Source organism: Sphingomonas sp. ASY06-1R, assembly GCF_052180265.1.
Lineage (GTDB): Bacteria > Pseudomonadota > Alphaproteobacteria > Sphingomonadales > Sphingomonadaceae > Sphingomonas_I.
In genome coordinates, this window is record NZ_CP197464.1 from 3,271,739 (window position 1) to 3,295,404 (window position 23,666).

Annotated in this window: 23 protein-coding genes; 6 read left to right on the top strand and 17 right to left on the bottom strand. The window is 64.7% G+C overall.

Features of this window, described 5'->3' with window-relative positions:
* Window positions 1–21 precede the first annotated feature (21 nt).
* Window positions 22–1,722: a glycoside hydrolase family 13 protein gene (locus ACSBM8_RS15490; protein ID WP_442678895.1), complete on the top strand. Its 1,701-nt coding sequence runs from the start codon at window positions 22–24 to the stop codon at window positions 1,720–1,722.
* A gap of 13 nt (window positions 1,723–1,735) precedes the next feature.
* Here the strand turns inward: ACSBM8_RS15490 and ACSBM8_RS15495 are convergent, their stop codons facing one another.
* Genes ACSBM8_RS15495 through paoA form a run of 5 tightly spaced genes read right to left on the bottom strand, consistent with a single transcriptional unit; the run spans window position 1,736 to window position 6,551 of the window.
* Complete coding sequence (locus ACSBM8_RS15495) at window positions 1,736–2,260, bottom strand: DUF4303 domain-containing protein (protein WP_442678896.1); 525 nt, start codon at window positions 2,258–2,260, stop codon at window positions 1,736–1,738.
* A gap of 30 nt (window positions 2,261–2,290) precedes the next feature.
* Window positions 2,291–2,752 (bottom strand): NUDIX domain-containing protein, encoded by a 462-nt coding sequence (locus tag ACSBM8_RS15500; protein WP_442678897.1) that lies wholly within the window; start codon window positions 2,750–2,752, stop codon window positions 2,291–2,293.
* Window positions 2,753–2,782: 30 nt separating this feature from the next.
* The gene (paoC, locus tag ACSBM8_RS15505) at window positions 2,783–4,984 is read right to left on the bottom strand and encodes an aldehyde oxidoreductase molybdenum-binding subunit PaoC (protein ID WP_442681614.1); all 2,202 of its coding nucleotides are present in this window, start codon (window positions 4,982–4,984) and stop codon (window positions 2,783–2,785) included.
* Window positions 4,985–4,989: 5 nt separating this feature from the next.
* Complete coding sequence (locus ACSBM8_RS15510) at window positions 4,990–5,931, bottom strand: FAD binding domain-containing protein (protein ID WP_442678898.1); 942 nt, start codon at window positions 5,929–5,931, stop codon at window positions 4,990–4,992.
* Window positions 5,928–6,551, bottom strand: a complete 624-nt coding sequence (paoA, locus tag ACSBM8_RS15515; protein ID WP_442681615.1) for an aldehyde dehydrogenase iron-sulfur subunit PaoA — start codon at window positions 6,549–6,551, stop codon at window positions 5,928–5,930. The genes ACSBM8_RS15510 and paoA overlap by 4 nt, the downstream gene beginning before the upstream one ends.
* Window positions 6,552–6,681: 130 nt before the next feature.
* Between paoA and ACSBM8_RS15520 the strand changes: the two genes are divergently transcribed.
* Window positions 6,682–7,698, top strand: coding sequence for a sugar kinase (locus ACSBM8_RS15520; RefSeq protein WP_442678899.1), 1,017 nt, complete (start codon window positions 6,682–6,684; stop codon window positions 7,696–7,698).
* On the opposite strand, the gene ACSBM8_RS15525 is transcribed toward ACSBM8_RS15520, so the two are convergent.
* Window positions 7,695–8,708: an SDR family oxidoreductase gene (locus tag ACSBM8_RS15525; protein WP_442678900.1), complete on the bottom strand. Its 1,014-nt coding sequence runs from the start codon at window positions 8,706–8,708 to the stop codon at window positions 7,695–7,697. The genes ACSBM8_RS15520 and ACSBM8_RS15525 overlap by 4 nt on opposite strands.
* A gap of 107 nt (window positions 8,709–8,815) precedes the next feature.
* Between ACSBM8_RS15525 and ACSBM8_RS15530 the strand changes: the two genes are divergently transcribed.
* Both ACSBM8_RS15530 and ACSBM8_RS15535 read left to right on the top strand, forming a co-directional pair.
* Window positions 8,816–10,879 carry a TonB-dependent receptor gene (locus ACSBM8_RS15530; RefSeq protein WP_442678901.1) on the top strand — a complete coding sequence of 688 codons (2,064 nt, stop codon included), beginning with the start codon at window positions 8,816–8,818 and terminating at the stop codon, window positions 10,877–10,879.
* A 90-nt stretch (window positions 10,880–10,969) separates the two neighbouring features.
* A complete protein-coding gene (locus ACSBM8_RS15535; protein WP_442678902.1) occupies window positions 10,970–11,671 on the top strand; it encodes a glycine zipper 2TM domain-containing protein in 702 nt (233 codons plus the stop codon).
* A gap of 34 nt (window positions 11,672–11,705) precedes the next feature.
* On the opposite strand, the gene ACSBM8_RS15540 is transcribed toward ACSBM8_RS15535, so the two are convergent.
* From ACSBM8_RS15540 to ACSBM8_RS15580, 9 genes are read right to left on the bottom strand one after another with little or no spacing between them, the layout of a single operon-like run.
* Complete coding sequence (locus tag ACSBM8_RS15540; RefSeq protein ID WP_442678903.1) at window positions 11,706–12,446, bottom strand: lysophospholipid acyltransferase family protein; 741 nt, start codon at window positions 12,444–12,446, stop codon at window positions 11,706–11,708.
* Window positions 12,447–12,455: 9 nt separating this feature from the next.
* Window positions 12,456–12,878 (bottom strand): Fur family transcriptional regulator, encoded by a 423-nt coding sequence (locus ACSBM8_RS15545; protein WP_442678904.1) that lies wholly within the window; start codon window positions 12,876–12,878, stop codon window positions 12,456–12,458.
* An 18-nt stretch (window positions 12,879–12,896) separates the two neighbouring features.
* Complete coding sequence (locus ACSBM8_RS15550; protein WP_442678905.1) at window positions 12,897–13,391, bottom strand: GNAT family N-acetyltransferase; 495 nt, start codon at window positions 13,389–13,391, stop codon at window positions 12,897–12,899.
* Complete coding sequence (gene tsaB / locus ACSBM8_RS15555) at window positions 13,388–13,999, bottom strand: tRNA (adenosine(37)-N6)-threonylcarbamoyltransferase complex dimerization subunit type 1 TsaB (RefSeq protein WP_442678906.1); 612 nt, start codon at window positions 13,997–13,999, stop codon at window positions 13,388–13,390. Before tsaB ends, ACSBM8_RS15550 begins: the two co-directional genes overlap by 4 nt.
* 4 nt (window positions 14,000–14,003) lie before the next feature.
* Window positions 14,004–14,594, bottom strand: a complete 591-nt coding sequence (locus ACSBM8_RS15560) for a malonic semialdehyde reductase (RefSeq protein ID WP_442678907.1) — start codon at window positions 14,592–14,594, stop codon at window positions 14,004–14,006.
* 11 nt (window positions 14,595–14,605) lie between these two features.
* Window positions 14,606–15,181, bottom strand: a complete 576-nt coding sequence (locus ACSBM8_RS15565) for a NifU family protein (protein WP_442678908.1) — start codon at window positions 15,179–15,181, stop codon at window positions 14,606–14,608.
* 31 nt (window positions 15,182–15,212) lie between these two features.
* Complete coding sequence (locus ACSBM8_RS15570) at window positions 15,213–16,532, bottom strand: M20/M25/M40 family metallo-hydrolase (protein ID WP_442678909.1); 1,320 nt, start codon at window positions 16,530–16,532, stop codon at window positions 15,213–15,215.
* Between the two features lie 30 nt (window positions 16,533–16,562).
* Window positions 16,563–18,104 carry a cation:proton antiporter gene (locus ACSBM8_RS15575; protein WP_442678910.1) on the bottom strand — a complete coding sequence of 514 codons (1,542 nt, stop codon included), beginning with the start codon at window positions 18,102–18,104 and terminating at the stop codon, window positions 16,563–16,565.
* Between the two features lie 39 nt (window positions 18,105–18,143).
* Entirely contained in the window at window positions 18,144–19,208 is a 1,065-nt protein-coding gene (locus ACSBM8_RS15580) for an aspartyl/asparaginyl beta-hydroxylase domain-containing protein (RefSeq protein WP_442678911.1), read from the bottom strand.
* 6 nt (window positions 19,209–19,214) lie between these two features.
* Between ACSBM8_RS15580 and ACSBM8_RS15585 the strand changes: the two genes are divergently transcribed.
* Complete coding sequence (locus ACSBM8_RS15585; protein WP_442681616.1) at window positions 19,215–20,570, top strand: DEAD/DEAH box helicase; 1,356 nt, start codon at window positions 19,215–19,217, stop codon at window positions 20,568–20,570.
* A 183-nt stretch (window positions 20,571–20,753) separates the two neighbouring features.
* Entirely contained in the window at window positions 20,754–21,878 is a 1,125-nt protein-coding gene (gene dapE, locus ACSBM8_RS15590; protein ID WP_442678912.1) for a succinyl-diaminopimelate desuccinylase, read from the top strand.
* Here the strand turns inward: dapE and ACSBM8_RS15595 are convergent.
* Together ACSBM8_RS15595 and mltA are read right to left on the bottom strand one after the other, a co-directional pair.
* Window positions 21,856–22,164, bottom strand: a complete 309-nt coding sequence (locus ACSBM8_RS15595) for a Smr/MutS family protein (protein WP_442678913.1) — start codon at window positions 22,162–22,164, stop codon at window positions 21,856–21,858. The two genes, dapE and ACSBM8_RS15595, sit on opposite strands and share 23 nt — an antisense overlap.
* Window positions 22,165–22,387: 223 nt before the next feature.
* Window positions 22,388–23,665: a murein transglycosylase A gene (gene mltA, locus ACSBM8_RS15600; protein WP_442681617.1), complete on the bottom strand. Its 1,278-nt coding sequence runs from the start codon at window positions 23,663–23,665 to the stop codon at window positions 22,388–22,390.
* Between the last annotated feature and the right edge of the window lies 1 nt (window position 23,666).

Sequence of the window (23,666 nt, forward strand, 5' to 3'; positions counted from 1 at the left end):
ATGCGGGGCGGGAGGAACAGGATGGGCAAGGCGGCTTGGATCGGAACGATGGCGATGCTCGCCACAACGCATGTCGCCGCCGCGCCGCCGGCGATGCCGGTCAACCCTACCGCCGGCACCGCCGATTGGTGGAAACTCAGCGTCATTTACGAAATCTATCCGCGTAGTTTTGCGGATAGCAACAATGACGGCATCGGTGACATCAAGGGGATCACAGGCCGGCTCGGCTATCTTGCCGACCTGGGCGTCGACGCCGTCTGGATGACACCGATGTTCCCCAGTCCGCAGGCGGATTTTGGCTATGATGTCGCGGACTACGATGCGGTCGATCGGCAATTCGGAACGGTGGCCGATGTCGACACGCTGATTGCGAGGGGCAAAGCACAAGGCGTTAAGCTGATCCTGGACTTTGTGATCAACCACAGTTCGGACAAGCACGACTGGTTCAAACAATCGCGTGCCAGCCGGGACAATAGCTATCGCGATTTCTACATCTGGCGGGATCCCAAGCCGGACGGGAGCCCACCCAATAACTGGACCTCCTTATTCGGCGGGCCGGCATGGGAGAAGGATGCGAAAACCGGCCAATATTATTATCACTTCTTCTATCCGCAGCAGCCGGACCTGAATTGGCGTAATCCAAAGGTCGAAAAGGCGATGTTCGATGCCGCCGAATGGTGGTTGAAGCGCGGCGTCTATGGCTATCGGCTGGATGCGGTCGGCACGATGTTCGAGCGCGCCGATCTCAAGGACAATCCGGTCGCCTCGGGGACGGACCCCTATGGCCTGCCCCAGCAACAGCGGCTCTACAATACGGAGCAACCGGAGATACATCCGACCTTGCAGCGACTGCGCCAGCAGGTGATCGATCGCTATCCGGGACGCGTACTGATCGGCGAAACCTATGTCGCGACCGCACCGGAACTGACGCGCTTCTACGGCGCGCATAATGACGAATTGCAGATGCCCATGTTCCTGAGCTTGATCGGAACGCCGCTGACCGCCAGCGCGCTGCGGCCGCGGATCGACGCGGTCGAAACCAATCCGGCCGGCGGCTGGCCTACCTTCGCGCTTAGCAATCACGATCAACCCCGTGCGGCGAGCCGTTATGCCCGTCCTGCCGGAACCAGCAGCGACGATATGGCCAAGATGATCGGCACCCTGCTGCTGACACTGCGTGGCACGCCCATCCTCTATTATGGCGAGGAGCTGGGAATGGTGAACAACGATCCCAAACGGGTCGAAGACGTGCAGGACATTATCGGCAGGAAAGGCTGGCCGAAGGAGAAGGGCCGCGACGGTGAGCGCACGCCGATGCAATGGGATGCGAGCACCAATGCCGGTTTCAATGCGGGCGCCAAGCCGTGGCTGCCGGTGGCGCCCGATTATACGACACGCAACGTCGCCGCCGAACGAGCGGATCCCGACTCGGTCTTGTCGCTATATCGAAGCCTGATCGCAGAACGCCGCACCAACCCCGCTTTGGCTGGCGACATGGCGATGGTCGATCGGGGCAATGCGCAAATTCTCGCTTATGTCCGCACGGGCGGCGGCAAGCGCCTGCTCACCCTGCTCAACTTCTCTGACACCGCCACCGTCATGCCGTTGGCGCGCGTCGGGGGCGGAAGGACCGGCCGGATCGTCACGCAAAACCGGGCGCGGATCGACGGCGCGACGATCCGCCTCGCCCCGCTTGGCCTGATGGTGGTGGAACTGCTTTAGCGGGTCAGCGCGTTCAAGCGTAACGCTGCAGGAACGCCTGGGCGAGGTGCGGCGGGTTAAGCTGCGTGGCGTAGCGATCCTCCACCGCCTCCGTATCGTCGCTGTCGGAGATGGTTACGAACAAGGTCACGTTCTCCAGGGCGGGGCCTCTTTCTGCCCGCAAATGCGCAAGTGCGTCCGCCATGGCATCGAGCAGGTGGGAGAAATGCGCGTCGAAATCACAATCCGGATCGAAGATCGCTTCGCGCAAATCGGCGTTGAGTGTGTCAAACACCTCATCGCCGAACATTTCATAGCGCCATTCCGCCGGCGCCCAGCGATTATAAGCCGCTTCCTGCGCTCCGAACTCATCCGCCTCCGCGGCCATCCGCTCGGCATAGCCCTCTTCGACGTTGGCACAGAGCCCCACGGTCATCGCGCCATCATCGGTCTGCAAGCTGACCGCATAAAGCTGTTCGCCCTTCAGCCCCGCGGACATCTCATCGAAGGCACTGAGCGTGGCAGCCCGCAATTCGCTTCGCCATTTCTCCCAATTCATCGCTGCCCTCCTGCGCCCAAGTTCGTGCGATCAGCCGATCAATTGACGTTCAAGCTGTTCGAGTAGCGGCTGTTGGCTCGCCAACATCTTCTCTCGCGCTTCCTCCAGCGAGAACCAGGCTGCGCGATCGACCTCGGGGAAAGCGCGCACGGTGCCGGATTTGGGTGGCCATTCCATCTCGAACATGGTGCTGCTGATACCCTCCGCATCCAGATCGCCTTCCAACGCGAACGCATCCACCAGCTTGCCGGCCGCCTGACGTACCTGACCCAGCGGTCGTGCGTCTCCCGTCGGCAAGGAGCCAAGCTCCTCCTCAAACTCTCGAAAGGCCGCCTCCAGCAGCTCCTCCCCCTCGTCGATCTTGCCTTTGGGGATCTGCCACGCCCCGACATCCTTGTTGCGCCAGAATGGCCCGCCCGGATGGACGAGCAGCACCTGCAGCCCCTGGTCCGACTGACGGTAGAGCAGTATCCCCGCACTATGCTCGGGCATGGGGCAAAACTTGCGGGTGAGGGATGTGCATCACGTTAAGTGGGGCAGTATCTTGTCCATCGTCAAAGGATAATCGCGAATGCGCGCGCCGGTTGCATTGTAAACGGCATTCGCGACGGCAGCTCCGACACCGCATATCCCCAGCTCTCCGACGCCCTTCGCTTTCATCGGCGAGGATTTATCATCGGTATCTTCCAGAAAAATGACCTCCAGATCCGGAATGTCGGCATGTACGGGGACATGATATTCGGCGAGATCATGGTTCACGAAATAACCATGGCGCGTATCCACCACGCATTCCTCCATGAGGGCAGCGCCGATTCCCATGGTCATCCCGCCCAGGCACTGGCTGCGCGCCGTCTTGGGATTGAGGATGCGGCCGGCGGCCGCCACGGTGAGCATGCGGCGGATCCGCACTTCCCCCGTATCGCTATCGACCCCGACTTCGCAGAAATGAGCGCCGAAACTTGCCTGCGCATAATCGTCGGTGAGCGAGCCGAATTTGATGCCCCCTTCGACCATGACCCCGTCTCCGGCGATTTGCGCCAAAGGCACCGAACGTCCGCCGGAACGCACCGTGCCATCGGTAAAAACGACCTCAGACACGTTGAAGCCCGCTTTCTGGGCCAGCTGCTGGCGCAGGGTTTCGCATGCGGCGTAAACGCCCGCCGTCGCGCTGTTCCCGCCCCACGATCCACCCGACCCTGACGATGTCGGGAAATCGGAATCGGCCAGCCGCACCTCGACCTGACCGATTTGCACGCCCAGCATCTCGGCAGCGGTTTGAGCAATGATCGTGTAACTGCCAGTACCGATGTCGGTCATGTCGGTTTCGACGAGCACGGTCCCGTCCGCGCGTAACGTGACGCGCGCGTTCGAATCCATCGTCAGGTTGGAGCGGAAGGCCGCCGCCACCCCATAACCGACCAGCCATTTTCCATCGCGCATCTGACCGGGCTTCGCCTGGCGGTCCGACCAGCCAAATTTCTCCGCGCCCATCCGCAGGCATTCGACCAGTTTGCGGCTGGAAAATGGCGTGTCGGGCCCCTTCTCAGGATCATATTGGACGTCGTTGCGAATGCGCAGCTCGACCGGGTCGATCCCCAGTTTCTCGGCCAGCTCGTCGATGGCGCATTCCAGCGCCAAAAGTCCGACCGCTTCGCCAGGCGCGCGCATGGCGTTCCCCACCGGCAGATCGAGGTCGACGAAGCGAAGCGACGTCATCCGATCCTTGCCCGCATATAGCTGCTTGGTCTGGGCCGTCGCAGTCTCCACGGCGCCGTCGGGCTGATTGCCGTTGATGCTTTCATGCGCGATCGCCAGCAGGCGTCCGTCGGCATCCGCACCGAAACGCAGCCGCTGAATCGTCGCGGGCCGGTGCGTGGTGGTGTTCATGATCTGTGGCCGTGCGATCGCGAGCTTGACGGGGCGGTCCAGCATCCGCGCCCCGATCGCAGCCAGCACCGCATCCGCCTGGATCCAGAGCTTGGCACCGAAGCCTCCGCCGACGAAGGCGGAGATGACGCGCACCTTGTCCTTGGCCAGCCGCAATGTGCCGGCAAGATCGCGCACTGCCCAATTGACCATCTGGTTGGAGGTCCAGACCGTGAGCCGATCATCGTCCCATCGCGCGATGGTGGCATGCGGCTCCATCATCATGTGGCTTTGATCGGGGGTCGTATAGGTCACGTCCAGCGTCACCGGTGCGGCGGCATAGCCAGCGTCGAAATCGCCCGCACCGCTGTCCGGCGCACCCTGGGCCTGGGTGGACGTCGGGCGAAAGGCTTTCGCCTGTTCCTGCGAAAGATCGAACCGGCCGGGCTCTTCGGCGTAGGCGAGCCGTACGAGATGCGCGGCATCCCGGGCCTGCTCGAACGTTTCCGCCACGATCAGCGCCACGGGCTGGTGATAATAGCTGATCGCGTCGCTGACGAGTTGCGGCGCGAAATCGCCTTTGTCGGGACCTTGCTCGGGCGCGTTGAGATGGGTGACAACCAGCAGGACGCCGGGCGCAGCTTCGGCATCTTGCGTGTCGATCGACGCAATCTTGCCCTTCGCGATGCCGGACGTGACGATATAGCCATAGGCGGCGTCAGCGACTTCGGCGTGATATTCATAGGCGTAGGGCGCCTGCCCGGAGACCTTTTGCGGCCCGTCGATCCGATCGTGGGCGACGCCGACGACCTTGCCCTGATCGATTGGATTGGGGCCGGCCGGCCGATCGAACAACAGCTGGCTCATGCGCGTTCCTCCCGCAATACCACATTCAAGGTGCGTCGGGTCAGGACTGACTTGAACGCATTCAGGGGCGTCGTGCGCGCACCGTCGAGGATGATATCGGCGATCGCGGCGGCGCCGCTCGCCTGTTCCGCCGCCTCTACCCGCCATGGCTTGTGGGCGAGGCCACCGAAGGCAAAGCGCTGAAATCCCTCGCCGATGACGGCTGCCACAGACACATTGGCGAAGGCGTAGGACGCCCGGTCGCGTACCTTGCGGTAGACATGGCTGCCACCCAGCGGCGCAGGCAAGATGACCGCCGTGATCAGCTCATTCGGGGCCAGTGCCGTTTCCACCTGCGGCGTATCGCCCGGCAATTTATGAAAATCGGCAATGGGTATGGCACGGGTCGCGCCTTCCGGATCGATCGTCTCGATGGTTGCATCCAAGAGGCGCATTGCCACCGCCATGTCGGACGGATGCGTTGCGATACAGGCTTCGCTGACGCCTAAGATCGCAAGATTACGGCTGAACCCACCAATGGCGCTGCAGCCGGAGCCCGGTGCGCGCTTGTTGCAGGGCTTGGTCGTATCGTAGAAATAGGGACAGCGGGTCCGCTGCAGCAGATTGCCTGCGGTCGTGGCCTTGTTGCGCAACTGCCCGCTTGCACCCGACAACAGCGCCCGACTCAGCACCGCATAATCCTCGCGGACCCTTTTATCGGCGGCAAGATCGGTATTGCGGACATGCGCGCCAATCCGCAGCCCGCCTTCGTCGGTCGGCTCGATCTGGTCCAGACCGGCATGATTGACGTCGATCAGATGCGTCGGCGTCTCGATCTGCAGCTTCATCAGGTCGAGCAGATTGGTGCCGCCTGCGATGAACTTGGCACCGGGATGCGCGGCGGCGGCCGCGGCGGCGGCCTGCGCGCTCGTGGCGCGCTCGTAGGTAAAGGCTCTCATGCTCCTTGTACCTCCCGGATCGCGGCAATGATGTTGGGGTAGGCGGCGCAGCGGCAGATATTGCCACTCATCCGTTCGCGCACTTCGCTGTCGGAAAAGGCGACGTCCATCAGATCGTCGGTGACATGGCTGGGTATGCCATCGCTGATCTCGCCGAGCATCGCGACTGACGAGCAAATCTGCCCGGGGGTGCAATAACCGCACTGAAAGCCGTCATGCTTTACGAACGCCGCCTGCATGGGATGGAGTTGTTCGGGCGAGCCCAGACCCTCAATCGTCGTGATTTCATCGCCGTCATGCATCACGGCCAACGAAAGGCATGAGTTGATCCGCCGCCCTTCCACGATCACCGTGCAAGCGCCGCATTGACCATGGTCGCACCCCTTCTTGCTGCCCGTCAGGTGGAGATGCTCGCGCAAGGCATCGAGCAGCGTGACACGCGGATCCAGCGTGAGGGTCTGTGGCGTACCGTTTACGGTCAGCGAGACCGGCAATGCGGATGTCATGCGGACGGGAATCCTTCGAAGTGCGGTTCTTTGGTATTGACCCGCCCGTTGCTGCGGCAGCGGCAGGACCGATCGGAAGGGAAACGCGCGTCTGGGCAGCCGGGTCCCCGCGATCGGGCTGAACCTCGGTCGTGCGTGCGCGACGCACGGCAGAAACTGCGTGGCGCACCCTGTAGCGCGTGCCGATTGCGGGCTCCGTTGCACCTCCCTAAAGCCGCGACGCAATCGAAGGGATCTACCGCACATGCCCTCTTCCAAGCCGACTATCTTCTTTGGCGAAGTCATGCTGCGGCTGTCTCCGCCCAATCGTGAGCTGCTGCTGCAATCGGCCAAGCTGGACGTGTGGGTGGCCGGCGCCGAGGCGAACGTGGCGACGGGGCTGGCGCGGCTGGATCATGCAACGCGGATGGTGACGGCCCTGCCCGCCACGCCGTTGGGCGACGCCGCCTTGCACGCGTTGCGCGGTCAGGGCGTCGACGTTTCGGCCGTGCAGCGTCGTGACGGTCGGATGGGCCTGTATTTCGTGACGCCCGGTGCGGGCCTGCGCGCCACCGAAGTGATCTATGATCGCGCGCATTCCGCCTTCGCCGATGCGCCGGCAAACCTTTGGGATTGGGACGCGCTTTTGGCGGGCGCCGGGCGGCTCCACCTATCCGGGATCACGCCCGCGCTGGGGCCCAATGGAACCGAGGCCGCCCTCACGGCGGCGGCGGCCGCAACGCGCCTGGGGGTGCCCATCTCGTTCGATGGCAATTGGCGTGGAAAATTGTGGGCCGCCTGGGACGGACGGCCGCGCGAGACCCTGTCAAAACTGGTGAGCCAGGCCGACATCCTGTTCGGCAACCATCAGGATGTTGCTTTGCTGCTGGATCGGCATTTTTCCGGAGAGGGCGCCCATCGCCGTCGTGAGGCTGCCGAAGCCGCATTCCAGGCCTTTCCCGCGCTTAAGCTGATCGCGTCGACGGCGCGGCATGTGGAAGACAGCGATCGCCACCGCCTCGCGGCCAGGATCGACACGCCGGAACGCGGCTTCCAAACGGACGAGATCGCAATCTCCGGGATCGTCGATCGCATCGGTGGCGGCGACAGTTTCGCGGCGGGCGTGCTCCACGGATTGATCGAAGAGCTCAGCCTGGAGGACGTGGCACGCGCCGGCCTCGCTTTGACCGCTCTCAAACATAGCCTGCCAGGGGATGCGAGCCTGTTCACGCGGCGGGACCTGGATGCCTTCCTGGAAGGCGGCCTCGACGTTCGCCGCTAAGGGAGCCTCCGATCGCCTGCACCACGCACGGCGACGGCGATTGCGCCCCCCGCCATCGCGACGACGCCGAGCGTTGCGACGAGGCGATGACGTGCGACCCAGTTGTAAAGGCTGACGCTGCGTCCTTGCTGACGACCCGATCGTATGTGCCCATTCGCAACCGGCGATGTGACGCTATCGCTTTTGGTGGGGGCTTGGGTGGGGTCGGTCAACATCGGGATAAGAAAGCGTGACAGCCGGTCGAGCAAGGCGGGGAAATGGGTGCCAGCCAACACTTGCAGGCGCGGAATCCCGCCGACCGTGATTTCCCGCCGGGGGTATGCCGCCGCGTCGAGGATCGCCTGGCTCACCAGATCGGGATCATAAACGGGCGGCGGGATCAGCCCCTCCTGCCCCATATGATTGGCGGCATGCTGTGCGATCGGTGTATCGATCCCGCCGGGTTTCACCAACGTCACCGACACCGGCACCCGTTCCGCCACCAATTCCATCCGCAGCGAATTGATATAGCCCTTCACGGCGTGCTTGGAGGCGGCATAGGCGCCCTGCACCGGTGTCGGCAGATCGGCGACCACCGAGGCGACCGTGATCAGCGCCCCCCCAGAGACCCGCAGATGGGGCAGGGCCGCAGTGACGCCATTCACGACGCCAAAATAGTTGGTGCGGAACAGCGCCCGATGCTCCGCGATCGGGGTATCGCGCAGCAACGCATAGATGGTGACCCCTGCATCATTGACCCACGTGTCGATCCTGCCGAAGCTGGCAATGGCAGTTGCCGCAGCCGCCTCCACCTGATCAGGATCGCCCACGTCCGCGACAGCGAAAACGGCCTCGCCGCCCGCTTCCACGATCTCTGCCACCGCCGTCCGAAGCGCCGGTTCGTCCCGCGCCACCAGCGTCACCTTTGCCCCGGCGGCAGCCGCCTGCTTGGCGGTGTTGAGGCCTATGCCGGAACTGGCGCCGGTAATGACCATGGACTGCTCCCGCAGCGGTCGCAGCTGGTAGCGCATGTGATGCATCTCCTTGAAGAAGCTAGCAAACGGCCTGCGGGACAGGCTCGTTCCGCTTAGCCCGCATTTAATCTCCCCAAGTGCGTCCACGTCGCTAATAGGCAGCGATGCCCGCCGCTCTTCCACCCCCGCCCCCCGCTATCGTCGCCGAGCCCGTCGCGTCCGACGCGCAACCTTATGTCGATATCGTCGTCACCGGCCGCGGCCTGGCGCGGGTCGCGGGCGATGCTGCCTATGACGTGGTCACAATCGATCGGACGCGGCTGACTTCCACCGCCAGCGGACGGCTGGAAGACGTGCTGCGCGACGTCGCCGGTTTTCAGCAATTTCGTCGATCCGACTCCCGATCCGCCCATCCCACCAGTCAGGGGGCAACGCTGCGCGGGCTAGGCGGCAACGCATCCTCGCGCGCGCTCATCGTGCTGGATGGCGTGCCGCAGATCGATCCGTTCGGCGGCTGGGCGACCTTCACCGCCTTCGACCCCGCCCGGCTGGGGGAGATTCGCGTGACGCGGGGTGGCGGCAGCGGCATTTATGGCCCGGGCGCCTTGGCCGGCACGATCGAAATCGACAGTGCAGGGCCGGATCAACTTCGCCCGGCGACCGCCTCCGTCGCCTATGGCAGTCGCGACTCGATCGATGCGGATGCAGCCCTGTCGGGCAATGCCGGCGCCGGGTTTGCCACCATCTCCGCATCCTATCAGCGCGGTGACGGATTCACCCCGATCATTGCCCGGCAGCGTGGCCCGATCGATCAGCCTGCCGCCTATCGCCAGGGTTCGGTCACCGCGCGCGCCGTGTTCCCCGTCGCGGCGGAAACCGAGCTTCAGGCAAACATGCTGCTGATCCGGGACGAGCGAAACCGCGGCATAGCCGGCACCGAGAATGCCACGACCGGCGCCGATGCCAGCCTCCGCCTGATCGGTCGCGGACGCTGGGGTTTCGAGGCTTTGACCTATCTGCAGATCCGCAAGTTCAATTCAGGCTTTGCCAGTGCCAATGCCAATCGAACCATCGCCACGCAGACCTTGGACCAGTTCAACGTTCCCGCCACCGGGGCCGGGGGCCGGATCGAACTGCGTCCACCCCTGGGGGGCAATCTCGAGCTTCGTATCGGTGCCGACGCCCGCTATACGGAGGGGGAAACGGACGAATATTTCACCTATGTCGCCGGCACGCCGACCCGCCAGCGCGAAGCCGGCGGGCGGACCACCACCGCCGGTGCGTTCGCCGACCTTAGCTGGCCGGTGGATGACAAGCTCATCCTGACGGGTGGCGGCCGGATCGACCGCTGGTGGATCAGCGACGGGCGCTTGCGGGAACGCACGCTGGCGACCGGCGCCTTCGTCACCAATACCGATTATGCCGATCGCAGCGGCACCGAAACCACCGCACGCGGCGGAATTGCGTGGCAGCCGGCGCGTCATTGGCATGCCCGTGCAGCGGCCTATCTCGGCTGGCGCCTGCCTACGCTGAACGAGTTGTACCGGCCGTTTCGCGCCGGGACGGATGCGACGGCGGCCAATCCTGCTTTGCGCCCGGAACGGCTGAAGGGAATCGACGCCGGGATCGATTGGACCCCCTTTCCCAACACCAAGCTGAGCGGGACGGTCTTCCACAACGTGTTGGATCACGCGATCGGCAACATCACGCTTGGTGCGGGGCCGGGCACCTTTCCCGGTGTCGGCTTCGTCGGAGCCGGCGGCGTCTATCGTCAGCGTGGAAACCTGCAGGCAATCCGGTCGAACGGGGCGGAATTCGACGCGCGTGTGACCGATGGCGAATGGCGGTTGGCCGCGTCCTACGCCTATGTCGATGCGCGTGTGCGCGGGGACGGGTTTTCGGCGGCGCTGGATGGGCTGCGCCCCGCGCAGACGCCGCGACATCAAGTCTCGGCGACGATTGGACGCGAGGAGCTTTGGGGCCTCTCAACATCTGCCACGCTGCGATATGTATCCGGTCAATATGAAGACGATCAGAATAGCCGCGTCGACAAGCGTGCGACGACGCTGGACCTCGCCGCCAGCATTCCGATCGGCCATAATCTGGCCATCCAGGCGCGCGCCGAGAATGTGACCGGCACCCTCGTCATGGCGACAATTTCGTCGGACGGCACGATCGAGCGCGCGACCCCGCGCACCCTGTGGTTGGGCATCCGCTTCGGCGGCTGAGCCGCCAGGCGCACCCTCGTCACGGCACCGTTTCGGTTGTGGCGTGTTTTAGCCGCATCGGACCAAATGTCCGTTCGCAGGAGACATGCCATGAAACGCAATATTCTCGCATGCGCAGCCGTACTGGCAATGCTCGGCGCGACGCCGGTCGTCGCCCAGCCGCCCGGCGCGCCATGGGGATCCGCCAACAATTGGAATCGTGACACCTTTTGGCGTGGCGCCCCCACCGACCCGCGCCAACGCATCCAATTTCTGCAGCGTCGGATCCAGCGCGGCATCGCGGACGGCAGTCTGGACCGTCGCGAAGCGCGCAATGCCCAGATTGAGCTGAACGCCATTCGCCGCGAAGCCAACCGGCGCAGCTGGAGCCCGGCCCGAGCCGATATGATCCAGCAGCGGCTGGACGCGCTCAGCCAGCGCATCCGCTGGGAACGGCGCGACGGCAATTATGCGGCCGGCAATGGCGGCTATAATGATGGCGGTTATTATGCCGGCAATGATCCGCGCTTCCGGACCCAGTATGACGCCTCTCGTTATTATCGCGACGGGCCCAATTATTCGGAGCGTCGCCTCGCGGCGCAGGATGAGGTCTATCGGGGTTCCGACGGGCGTTATTACTGCAAGCGCAATGATGGCACGACCGGCCTCATCGTCGGCGCGGCGGGCGGCGGCATTCTGGGCAATGTCATCGATGGCGGCCACAATCGCGCAGCCGGCACTTTGATTGGCGGCGCATTGGGCGCGCTGCTCGGCAAGTCGATCGAGCAGAATAACGACATTCGCTGCCGCTAAATGTCATGGATGATGCCCGGCCTTCAGCTGGGCATCATCCCGCTGGCTTTGCCGTGACAGCGGGCTCCAGCCTGAGGGCAGCGGCAACCGCATCATAGGTTTCGCGCGCCAGGCTTTTACGGTCCACCCGCGCCCCGTCCATCGGCGGCATGAACCGCAATGTGACCGGCACCGGAGCGGGCCGATTAAGCATGCGCTTTAACTCGCCCGCAAAGCTCGCACCGGTCGGCCAGGCAATTTCGGCGGCGCGGCTACCATAATCCACCGCCAGCGGCTGGACGGTGACGCCTGCATCATTGGCGGCGGCGAACAGCGACGGGCGAAACGGCGTGAGCGTGACGCCGTCGCCCGTGCCCCCCTCGGCAAACAGCACCACCGGCCGCCCTTCCGTCAAGGCGACCGAAACCGCATTGGCCTGCTGGCGGGTTTCGCTACGCTTCTGGCGCGCCACGAAGACGCTTCCGCCAATTTGCGCCAGCCATCCAATGACAGACCAGCCGGCGATCTCCGATTTCGCGATGAAGCGCGCAGGCGTCGCGCCGCCAATCGCCGGTATGTCCAGCCATGACAGATGGTTCCCCGCATATAAGACGTTGCCGGTAACCGGCTGCCCCTCGACGGTCACGCGCAGACCCAGCAGCCAGCCAACCCGACCGAGAAAGAAACGGACCATGAAGGCACCGCCGCCGAACAACCGGCTGACCGCCCAGATCGGAAGGCAGACGAGCAGCAGCATTGCCATGGCCAGCACGCGCACCACCGCCCGAATCGTCATGAAGCTCGCTCAGCTCTGCCGGTCGAGCGGAACGCCGTATAATTCCATGCGGTGATCGACCAGGCGAAAGCCGAGCTTTTCGGCAATACGCCGCTGCATGGCTTCCAACTCGGCATCGACGAACTCGATGACCTTCCCGCTTTCCACGTCGATCAGATGATCGTGATGCTCGTCGGCGGCGGCTTCATATCGCGCGCGGCCATCGCCGAAATCATGCCGTTCCAGGATGCCCGCATCTTCGAACAAGCGCACGGTGCGATAGACCGTGGCGATCGAGATGCCCGGATCGATCGCTGCCGCACGCGCATGCAGCGCCTCGACATCGGGGTGATCTTCTGCCTCGGAGAGGACGCGCGCGATCACCTTGCGCTGTTCGGTTATGCGCAGACCCTTGTCGGCGCATAGGGCTTCTACATCGATTTTGCGCGTCATGCCTGCATGCTAACGGCTTTATGGTGCCGTTGAAAGAGCATCGGACGGATCAACCTCGATCGGAAGCGCCAATGTCAGTGCGTCGCGGGTCATACCGTCCGCGCCATGGTAATAGCCGCAGCGGCGACCGATTTCCGCAAACCCCGCCGCGCGATAGACACCAAGCGCGGGATTATCGTGACGCACCTCCAGCAACAGCCGGCGCGCGCCCTTGCCGGCGGCGATCCGGGCCGTGCGGTCGATCAAGGCTCTGCCGATCCCCTTCCCACGTGAATCGGGCACCACCGCCAGCAGTAGCAACTCGGCCTCGTCCACCAGCAATCGGCTGAGTGCGAAGCCGATGGTGCGATCCCCGTCCTCTGCGAAAGACAGCCAGACGCCGGGGAGGGACAACATGCCCAGGCACTGGCCGGCAGTCCACGCCTCCCCGAATGCGGGGTCGAACGCCTGTTCCATGACAGCCATGATGGCGCCAATATCGCCCTCATTACCCTCGCGCAGAGCCGCAATCATCGCGGCAGCGCCGCGTCGGGCGGACGCCCGTAAAGCGGCGTCGGCGGCAAGGTGGCAAGCGCCGCGGGTAACAGCCCGGCGTCGGCGGCATTGGGCAAGCGTTCTTCCGCTTGTCCGTGCCCACGCGCCGCGACCAGCACAGGCGCGCCCGTGCCCAGAACGAGATCGTCGTGCACCGCCTGCCCTGCCGCTTCGGGTAGTATGGATGCCATCGGCCCCAGCGGATGAAGCGGTGCCGTGGCGAAACGCTGCACGAAAACTTCGCCGTGGCCACCGGTGATGGCCACCCCCACCTCTTCGCCAGGCGCGGTCGCGGCGATCAGCGCAAGCGCGCTATATCCAGCCACATCGACCTGCCATGCCAGCGCGAGCGCACGGGCAGCAGCCAGACCGACGCGGATGCCGGTGAAGCTGCCCGGCCCGCAATCGACCAAAATCAGGTCCGCACGCGTGGCTTCTGCCGCAGCCAGCACTTCGCTGATCATCGGCACCAGCCGCTCGGCATGCCCGCGCCCCACCACCTCATGGGCGGAGGCGCGCACGGTCGCGCCGTCGAGCAGCGCCACCGAGCATGCGGCGGTCGCCGTCTCGATCACCAACGTCGTCATGCGGCTAGAGTAGCTGGTTCACTTCCTCGAAGTCGAGACGCGGCAGACGCGCCTGGATACTGGCGGGATCGCCATAGCCGAGCGTGGAAATGAAATTGGCCTTATATGTCGTGCCAGCGAAGAACGCTTCGGTGACCTTGTGCGTGTCGAAGCCCGACATCGGCCCCGTATCGAAGCCAAGCATGCGCGCGGCAATGATGAAGTAAGCGCCCTGCAGCGTCGAATTGCGGAAAGCCGATTCCTGGATCAGACCGTCATTGCCCAGAAACCAGGCGCGCGCGTCGGTATGCGGAAACAAGCGCGGCAAATGTTCGTAAAACTCCATGTCCATTGCCAGAATGGCCGTGACCGGCGCCTTGCGCACCTTGGGCGCATTCTGCCCCGAACAATATTCGGCCAGCTTGTCCTTCGCGTCCTGGCTGACGCACCATGCGATCCGCAGCGGCTCCTGATTGGCGGAGGTCGGGCCCCACTTCATCAGATCCCAAATGGCACGCAGATCGGCTTCGGTAACCGGCTCGTCGGTATAGCCGTTATAGGTGCGAGCGGTACGAAAGGCGCGATCCAGCGCCTCGTCGGACAGTGAGACGGCCATGATATCTCCCCTCAGGCGGCGCGAACTTCGGTAACCTCGGGCACATAATGTTTCAGCAACTGCTCGATGCCCTGCTTCAAGGTGGCGGTCGAGGACGGGCAGCCCGCGCATGCGCCGTGCATCGCCAGATAGACGACACCCTTGTCGAAGCCGCGATAGACGATATCGCCGCCGTCATTGGCCACGGCCGGACGCACCCGCAGCTCGATCAGTTCCTTGATCTGCGCCACGATGTCCGCATCTTCCGGATTTTCGGCGAAGGCCGCATCGTCTTCGATGACGATATCGTGCGCGGTGCCCGCCCGGAACAGCGGCGCATGGCTGGAGAAATGATCGAGCAGTACCGCCAGCACCTCGGGCTTCAGGTCGCGCCAGTCGGCGCCCTCGCCGGCGGTTACGGCCACGAAATCGCGACCAAAGAACACCCCGGCGACGTCGCCGAGCGAAAACAGCGCCTCGGCGAGCGGCGACGCTTCGGCCTCGTCCGCATCGGCAAAGTCCCGGGGCGGGCCGGCCTCGATGACCGGACGGCCCGGCAGGAACTTCAACGTTGCCGGATTCGGCGTGATTTCGGTTTCAATCAACATGATCGGCATGTGGGCCGGAGCGAAGAGCAGATCAAGGCTTGGAAGAGGCTAACTTGCTCAGCCGCGTCATCAGGATCGCCGCCCGCTTCGCCTGGCGCGGGAAGCTGGTGAGGTCCGCCGACTCGCCGATCGCATGCGCGCCGTTGCCCGCGGCACCCGTGCCGACCAGTCCGTCCGTATAGGGTGCGACGAAAGCGATATCGCCCGCACCCCGCTTCGTCGGATCGAGTTCTGCCATCGCCGGCAGGCCGAGGTCGCGGTTCACCCCGTTCAGCTGCGCCAGCAACGCCCGGCTGCCTGCGGTCGGCGCCATGGCCGGATACCCCTCGTTAAAGCTGATCTCGGCGCCAGTGCCGGGCAGATGCTCCGCCACGATCGCCCGCATCTTGTCCTGGATGCGCGCCGCCTGCTCGTTGGACAAGGCGCGGATATCGCCCGTGGCATAACCCTGTCCGGCAATGATGTTGGATTTGCCCTGGGCGGTACCTCCGGTCGATTCCTCGCCCACCGCGGAAGGCGTCGCCGTGACCCCGCCGAGCATGACGCCGACGCTATAGGTAAGGTTCGGCTCGCGCAGTTCGCGACGGAATTGATCGACGATCCGGGCCAGCTCATAATTGGCGCCGAAGCCTTTATCCTCGCTAAATATGCCCGCGGAATGCCCGGTCTTGCCGGTCGTGGTCAGTGTCCATGTGATGGATCCCCGCCGCGAGATCGAGCCCACGTCTTTGCCGTCTTCCCGCGCGAGGCCCTCGAACTCAAGGGCCGCATCCGCCCATCGCCCGGCCTCGATCATATCATGGCGCGCAAGCGCGAGTGGCCGCCCGGCACTCTCCTCGTCCCCAGAAAGCACGATGCGGATATTGGCCTGGGCCAGCGTGCCGGCCGCCTTCATCGCCCGCAGCGCCGAAACCATGATGACCAGCCCGCCCTTCATATCCGAGACGCCCGGTCCGATCACCGTATCGCCGCGGCGCTCCATCGTCTGGAACGGGCTGTCCTTTTCAAACACCGTGTCGAGGTGGCCGATCAGCAAGATATGGCGGCCTTTGCCCTTATGCTCCGCCACCAGATGCCCAGCGCGGCCCGTTTCCGGCGTCGCAACCCAGCGCACGGTAAAACCGAGCGGCACGAGCTCGGCTTCCATCATTGTCGCGACGGCCCGTACACCTTCGAAATTACGCGTCCCGCTATTCTGATCGACCAGCCGCTGCAGCAAGGCGACGTCGCGCATTTGAGAGGCGTCGATGGCCGCCGCAATGCGCTGCTCCGCGCCACGCAGAGCGGCCGGGGCGGGCGCCGCCGCCAGCCATGCACTGACGAGCAAAGGGAAAAGAATATGTGCTTTCATACCCCCTTCTAGCGGACGATGGTTCCCTATCTAGCTCTCCTCGATATGGCGCTCGTCTTCCGTGCTGATCGCCAGTTCGTGAAAATCCAGTTCCTCCTGCAAAACCAGGAAGGCGTCCGCATCCACCGCATGGCGATTGCGCAATTGTTCGAGCCGTTTGCGCTGTTCTCGCACGGCCAAAAGGCCAAGCTTGCGACGCTCTTTCAGGGGGCGCTTGTCATGCGGTGGTGCCACTGCGGCCCGCATCGTGGTGAAGCTGTAGCGCCAATAGTCGGCCGCTTCGCCGGTCTTCCCTTCCAATGCGCCGATGCCGGCGTCGATCAGTTCCGCCCGTGCGGCGTCCAGCTCCCGCTGCGCGCCTTCCTCGCCATCCAGGCGCAGCAGGCGTACCAGCGGTGCCAGCGTCAGCCCCTGCACCACCAGCGTCGCCAGGACGACCGCAAAGGCGGTGAGGACGATAAGGTCGCGCTGCGGAAAATCGCCGGGCAACGCGAAGGCGGTGGCCATTGTGATCAAGCCACGCATGCCGCACCAGCCGACCAGAAAACCATGCTTCAGGCTTGCCGGTTTGAACTCGCCCCGCAGCGCGACGAACCGGTGCGCCAGACGATTGTAGATCAGGACCCAGGCCAGGCGGACCAGGATGACGCATAACGTGACGATGCCGGCAAATCCCGCAGCTTGGTAGAGCCGCTCCGGCGCCATTCCGCCGATGATGGTCCGCGCCTGCATGCCCATCAGAAGAAAGGCGAGCACGTTGAGCAGGAAGACCACCGTCTCCCACACTGCGAAACTGTGGACGCGCACGCGTGGCGGCGTCTGCAGTCCGGCAGAGCGTGCGACCGACATCGCGAAGGCGACCAGGCAGAGCACCGGCGATAGCCCGATCCGCTCCGCAATGATCCACACGCCGAATGTCGTGAGGAATTCCAGCAGGTTACCGCCCAGCGTGCCGCTGACATAACGTTGTATCCGTCTGGAACACCAGGCGAGCACCAGCCCCAGCAGAATGCCGCCCGGCGCAGCCAGCCCAAGCTTCAACGCCATGTTGCCGTCGATCCCGCCCCGGCTTTGCACCGACGTCGCGGCACTGAACAGCAACAGGGCGAGCGCGTCGTTCAGCAGGCTTTCGCCCTTGAGGATCGCGACCGAACGGCGCGGCATGTTGACGCTACCGAGCACGGCTGTCGCCGCAGCGGCATCCGGCGGTGCCACGATCGCGCCGAGCGCCAGTGCGGCGTAGAAAGGCAGCCCCGCAACGGCCACGCCGACCCAGGCAACGGCACCGGCCGTCAACAGGACGGCGACGACCGCCAAAGCCACGAGCGGTCGCCACAGGCGCCAGACCGCGCCCACCGGGAAATCATAGGCCGCGTCCACCAGCGCCGGCGCGATGAACAGGGCCAAAGCAATATGGGGATCGAGGCTGATCGACGGGGTGCCGGGGATGAGCGCCAACACCACGCCGGCCGTCGCCAACATGGCCGGATAAGGGATTGATAGCCGTCGCGAGACCTGCAGCAGCAGGATGGATGCCAGTGCAAGCACCAGCAGGCTTTCGAAGAAGCTCATGCGCTCCCGTCGCAGCCAGCCGGAGCCGCCGCTTGCGGTTCAATCCAGTCGATGAGCGTCTTCCACTTTTCCCATCGCCTGACCCCACAGGGCAATATTGCGCCTGGCTTCGCGAACGAACGCAGAGTGGCGTATACCCCAAAGGAACAGATCCGCCAGCCATTTCCCGGGGAATCGCAATGGCCTACCGAATTGGATCAGCAGGACGACGCGGGTCTCGTCCGTCTCGTTCCAGACCTCATGTTCATAGGTGTCGTCGAATATGAGCGCCTCGCCTTCGCGCCAGCCAACCACTTCCGGTCCCACCCGCAGGCGGATGTCGCCGGCGGGTACGATCAGCCCGATATGGCAGGTGATCAGCCCTTTTGTGACCCCCCGGTGCGGCGGGATGCGCGCACCGGGGGCCAGGATGGAGAAGAAGGCACTGTTGAGATTGGGTATCTGCCGGATCAGCGCGGTTGTGCGCGGGCAACGCGCCAAATTCTCTTCGATGTCGGCGCCATAGCCTCGCAGGAAGAAGCTGCGCCACTTGCCGCGCGGCGCGATGCGACGATGATCGGGCGACACCTCGTCGAGCAGGGGAACCGCCTCGGGCTGCGCCAGTACCGCGAGCGCCTCTTCCCGAACCTCGCGCCAATGGCGGCACAGCAAATCCGTCCAGGGGAATATATCCGCCTGAAGCAGCGGTTCGTTGGAAACCAGGGAGGATCGCTCCACCACGGCATCCACACGACGGCGGAGCTTCTTGCCGACCCGGATAGTCCATGGACGGCGTTTGCGGGGCGGCGGCGATGCGACACTGCCTGCAGCAGGCGCACGACAATCGGCAGTGAACATTTTCGCCGAAATAAACCAGGCGCCTTTTTGTTCCCAGAAAAATGCAACGTGACTGGCGCCTTGCTTTCGCAGGTGCAACAGACTATCTGAGCCGCAGCATCGACGTATATTACGGCGAAGCGAGCAGCGTGAACTCCCGCCCGGCGGGTCGTGCTCGCCATCCGATGCTTTAGCCAAGGGCTCCCCTTTCACGCGGGTCGTCTCATGAACCCGCTTGCCGCGGTTCGGAGCGATTCCGGACGGCTGTTCGCGCACACGAAAGTGCATATCTTGATCAAATTTTCTGACCTCGGCCTCGCCGCCCCACTGCAGCAGGCGCTTGCCGCCAAGGGCTATGAAATCCCCACCCCCATTCAAGCGCAGGCTATTCCTGTCGTGATGGAAGGCCGCGATCTGTGCGGTATCGCCCAGACCGGCACTGGCAAGACCGCCGCGTTCGCGCTGCCGTCGCTTCATCGCCTTGCTGCTGAGTTCAAGCCGCGTCCGCCCAAGGGCTGCCGCATGCTGGTGCTGGCACCGACGCGCGAACTGGCCAGCCAGATCGCCGAAAGCTTCATCGCGTACGGCAAGAATCTCCGCCTCTCGGTCATGACCGTGTTTGGCGGCGTGCCGATCAACCGTCAGATGCGGCAGCTTCAGGCTGGTATCGACATTCTGGTGGCGACCCCGGGCCGCTTGCTCGACCTGATCGATCAGCGCGCCCTGACGCTGCGCGACGTCGAGATCCTCGTCCTCGACGAGGCTGATCAGATGCTCGACCTGGGCTTCATCCACGCGCTGAAGCGCATCCATCAGCTGGTGCCCAAGAAGCGCCAGACGTTGTTCTTCTCTGCAACGATGCCGAAGACGATCGCCGATCTGGGCGACAGCTTTCTGACCAACCCGGCCAAGGTCTCGGTGGCACCGCCGTCGACCACCGCCGAGCGCGTCGAGCAGTTCATCACCTACGTCAACCAGGCCGAGAAGCAGGCGTTGCTGACGCTTACGCTGAAGCGCGAGACGGTGGAGCGTGCACTGGTGTTCACCCGCACCAAGCATGGTGCCGATCGCGTCGTGAAGCATCTCGTCGCCGCCGGCATCCCGGCCAATGCGATCCACGGCAATAAGAGCCAGCCGCAGCGCGAGCGTGCTCTGGCTGAGTTCAAGTCGGGCCTCGCCCCGATCCTGGTCGCGACCGATATCGCCGCGCGCGGCATCGACGTGTCGGGCGTGAGCCACGTCTTCAACTTCGAGCTGCCGAACGTGCCGGAGCAATATGTCCACCGCATCGGCCGCACCGCGCGCGCCGGCGCGACTGGCCTCGCCATTTCCTACGTGGCGGATGACGAGCGGGCCTATCTGCGCGGCATCGAGAAGCTGACGCGCGTGCGTCCGACGATCGTGCCGCTGCCGGAGAATTTCCTGGCGGAGCAGGCCAAGCTGCCGAAGCCGGCTAAGTCCGACGAGCGTCCCGACCGTCCGCACGGTCAGCGCCACGGCCAGGGCCAGCGTCGCGATGGTGGCGGTCGTTCCGATGCCGGCCGTCCCGGCGAACGTCCGGCCGGCGGCGCCCCCAAGCGCCATTTCGGTCCGCGCAAGGGCGCGCCCGGCGCGCATCGCGGCGCGGTGCGGAAGACCGGCGCGCGATAATATCCGCTCTATGGCCTCGCTGCCGCGTGATGACGATCATAGGATCGTTCATTGCGCGGCGGCGAGCTACGGCGCGACCTGTACCTATGCATCACGGCCCGATTGCAACGCTTCGCGTGCAACGACGGGGGCGGCCAGCAAGTTCAGCATGACGCGCGGCCAGGTCCGCGCTAACCGGCGGGCATGTTGTTCGATCCTGTCGATCTTGCCGGCCAATTGATCGCCTGCCCCAGCGTCACCCCCACCGACGCAGGCGCCCAGCAGGTGATCGCGAATGCGCTGGCGGCGCAAGGCTTCACGCTTCACCGATTTACCAACGGCGGCCCGCCCGACGGGCCAATCGAAAATCTGTTCGCCATTCGTGGCAGCGGTGCGCCCTTCTTTGCTTTTGCTGGACATAGCGACGTCGTTCCGCCCGGGGACGGCTGGACCGACTCGGCTTTTACTCCGCGCCTTGATGGGGGCCTGCTGTACGGCCGCGGCGCGGTCGACATGAAGGGCGCGATCGCCGCCTTCGTCGCAGCGGCTGCCGGCATACGTGACCATACCGGGACGCTTGCCTGCATCATTACCGGGGATGAGGAAGGCCCGGCGACGCACGGCACGACGGCCATCATCGAATGGATGCAGGCGCACGGGCACAGGCCCGACATGATCCTGGTGGGAGAACCGACGTCGGGGGCTCGCCTTGGCGATACGATCAAGATTGGCCGGCGCGGATCCGTGAACATGTGGATCACCGTGCCCGGCACGCAGGGGCATGTCGCCTACCCGCATCTGGCAGACAATCCGATTCCCGCGCTCGCACGGATCATCGCGCAGCTATCCGCGCTGGAGCTGGACGAAGGCAATGCGTGGTTCCAGCCGTCCAACCTGGAATTTACGGACATCGACACCGGCAACGCCGCCACCAACGTCATTCCAGGCACGGCCCGTGCGCGCCTGAATATCCGCTTCAACGACATGCAGCGCGGGGCCGATCTGGTCGATCGCGTGACTGCGATCGTCACGGCCGAGGCCCCGCAGGGGACGGTCGACGCCCGGATTTCGGGCGAAGCTTTTCTGACGCAACCGGGCCCATTCTCGGCACTGGTCGGTGCTGCCATCACGCAGGTCACGGGCGTTACGCCGGAATTCTCCACCACCGGCGGCACATCGGATGCACGGTTCCTGTCAAAGCTGGCACCAACCGTCGAGTTCGGCCTGATCAATGCCACGATGCATAAACTGAACGAGGCCGTGGCGGTCGCCGATCTTCACGCTTTGACAGACATCTACGCCGAGATCATCCGCCGCGCCTTCGCCTAAGAATGACGTAGAGCGCACCGTTGCCGCCATGGCGCGGATGCGCGTGCCGGACCGCCGCAATCCGATCCCTAAAGCCGGACGTGCCCAGCCAGTCGCCAATGCTCGCGCGAATCAAGCCACGACCCCGCGCATCGGGCTTGGGCGGCTTGCCGGTGATGACCAGGAGCACCCGGACATCGTCCGCCACCGCCCGTGCGAGCGCATGTTCGAGCGCAGATTGTGCGCTGAGCAGCGTGTGGCCGTGCAGGTCGATGGTCCGCTCCGGCGCGACGCTGCCCTGACGCAAACGTCGATCCCATCCGCCGTCCAACGTGTCGGAAGGCGGCCCCGGCGCCGGACGTGGTGCGCGCGGCTCATATGTTTGCTCGGCCGGAGTGCCAAGTCCGGCTCGGGGACGGCCAGACCCAGCCCGGATCGGCACATGTGCAGCCGCCACAATATCCCCGGCAACAGCCCGCCCCTGGAGCGGTGTCACTGTGGATGCGACACGCGCCCAAAGCGCGAGTTCTTCAGCGCTGAGACGTGGCCCCGGTGGCATCGCGTCGTTCTTCCTGCGCTTCATGCCGCAATTTCGCGAGAGTGCCGCGCGGCACCAGGATCAGCATCTGCCCGCGTGCAGACATGCCACCGGCCGTAATCCGCGCCGCGACGCCCGCGCCCCAAAAGGTATCGACGCGATTGGGCCCCTTGATCGCACCGCCCGTATCCTGCGCAACCCACAGTCCGGTCACCTCGGGGCGATCGGCGGACAGCCACAAAGGCGCTCCCAGCGGAATGAAGGCAGGGTCGGCCGCGACGCTGACATGACCAACCACCGGCGCGCCCAGCGCCCCGATCGGGCCGGCGCCCGTCAATTCCCGAAAGAATACGAAGCTTTTATTGGCTTCCAGGATCGTGCGCGTCTGATCCGGATGATCGGCAATATATTGCATGATCCCCTGCATCGACGTGGCGTAGGTCGTGCCCGGGCCGATCAGGCCCTGGTCCCGCATCATCTTGCCGATGCCGGTATATTCGCGCCCATTCTGCGAATCATAGCCGATCCGCATCACGCTGCCATCGGGTAGCGACAACCGACCGGATCCCTGGATCTGCAGGAAAAAGAACTCGACCGGATCCTTGGCCCAGGCAAGTTCCAGCCCCTGTCCGGAGAGCGCACCGGCATCGATGGCGGCACGGTCATAATAAGGAACCAGCTTGCCGTCCTGGAGCCGGCCGCGCGCTTTCCGTCCTGTCGGCGGGCCGCCGGCAGCGACGCCGCTGTCACGTTCGACCAGGTCAGGGGGGCGCTTGTAGACCGGAACGTCATAGCCCGGTTCGTGCGTGCGCGAGCCGTCAATCTCCGGCTCGTAATAGCCGGTCGCGAACAGCGCGCCCGAACCCACCAGCAGCGTTTCGAACTGGGCTGGGAAGAAGCTGATCGGATTGACGTCCGGCGCGGCGGCGGCGGCGCAGGCCGGTGCCCAGGCACCCGGCTCGGTCAGGCCACTGACATCCCGCCGCTTCATCAGCGCACGGCACGACGATTTGAACGCAGACAGGGCCGCGCTTGCCTGGTCTGCGGTCAGGTCGAGCGAGGACACTGGCGGACCCGGCGCAACCCCTGCCTCAGCGGCAGTCTTGGGATTTGAAGGCTGCGGAGGTGGCGGCGTGGGCCGCGCCGGCGGCCGCGTCGGCGTCGGGACCGGCACGGGTGGGGTCGGGCGCGGACGCGGCGTCGTAGCGCAGGCTGCGACCAGCATCGCCAGGGCGAGCGCCCCCCCGGCACGGCGAAGTGACCCTCCCATC